Raw genomic sequence first — 1,405 nt, 5'->3', positions numbered from 1 at the left:
CCTTGACTCGAAAGTATGTTCGAGTATGATGGGAGGTGGAACGGGGGGTTCTCATGACGATCAACATCACCGACGATGCCGTCACCGACGTGGTCAACAACTCCGCCGTGGGTGTGCGCGGACGATTGTGGCGGCTTCACCCCAGCGACGTCCGCGAGATCGCCATCACCGCGTCAGCGGAAATCCTTCGCCTGGAAGCCATTCGAGTGGCCGCTGTCGACACCCTGACGTTGAACCCGGACGAACAAGTACTCTGCTACCGCGGCACCGGACAATGGCTCGCGAACCACACCATGCTGCAGATCTCCGCCGGCAGAAGAATCGCAGCCCTGGGCAAAGCGCTACGGTCGTTTCCCGAGATCGAAGACCAATTCGATGCCGGTGACCTCACTTTCGAGCACGCAGCACTGATCGTGGCGTTCTGCGAATCCCCACCCAAGGCAATGCCCGACGCCGCACTACCGTACTGCCGCGACACACTCCTCGCCGCAGCATCCGGAACCGAAGCAACCACCGTCAAACTGCGCTACGCCATCAGCGTCCTCGAGCACATGTTCGAATCCGACGACCCACCACCAAGCGAAGACACCGACCGCAACGAACTGCGCATCTCCCCCACCCTCAACGGAAGAGTCGCCGTCCGAGGCGATTTCGACGGAGTGACCGGCGAAATGCTTCTCTCCGCCCTCTCCAACCTCTCCATGCCCACCCCCGCCGAAGACGGCACACCCGACAAACGACCCGCCGCCACACGCAACGCAGACGCCATGGCAGAACTCATCCGACGCTACCTCGACAACGCTGCCACCGGCATCGACGGCGGCCAACGCCCACACCTGAACGTGCACATCAACGCCAAAGACCTGGCCTACCAACGTGAATGCGCCACAACGGGTGATGGCTCAACACCTGCCCCGTCCGAGGACGACGATCCCGGCATGCTCGATCTCGACTTTCACGATCTCGACAAACAAGATCTCGATGTCGGCCACATGCCCTGGATGGGACCACTGAGCGTCGGCCGCACCCGCATGATCGCCTGTGACTGCATGCTCTCCAGCGTCCTCCTCGACGGAAACGGTGCCCCACTCGATGTCACCCCACTCAAAAGGCTTGTCACCGCAGCACAACGCACCGCCCTGATCGCCCGCGACAAAGGGTGCGCCTTCCCCGGCTGCGACTGCGTCCCCGCCTGGACCGACGCCCACCACATCAAACACTGGGCCAAAGGAGGACCAACCGTCATGGACAACCTGGTCCTGCTCTGCCGAACCCACCACACCCTGATGCACCGAAAACCCGGATTCACCGGACAATGGGAAATCCGAATGGGCACCGATCACCTGCCCTGGTTCATCCCACCACCGGGCATCGACCCCGACCGGAAACCCCGCCGCTCCACCAC

1 protein-coding gene is annotated in these 1,405 nt (G+C 62.4%); it reads left to right on the top strand.

Translation table 11 applies throughout. From position 1 onward, the window contains the following. Positions 1-53 precede the first annotated feature (53 nt). Positions 54-1,405 (top strand): HNH endonuclease signature motif containing protein (locus P3G66_RS31720; RefSeq protein WP_276117876.1); only part of this gene is annotated, 1,352 nt, incomplete at its 3' end.

It is taken from the genome of Rhodococcus sp. C3V, from assembly GCF_029269915.1.
GTDB lineage: Bacteria > Actinomycetota > Actinomycetes > Mycobacteriales > Mycobacteriaceae > Rhodococcus_F > Rhodococcus_F qingshengii.
This window is presented reverse-complemented; position numbering and strand designations above follow the sequence as displayed.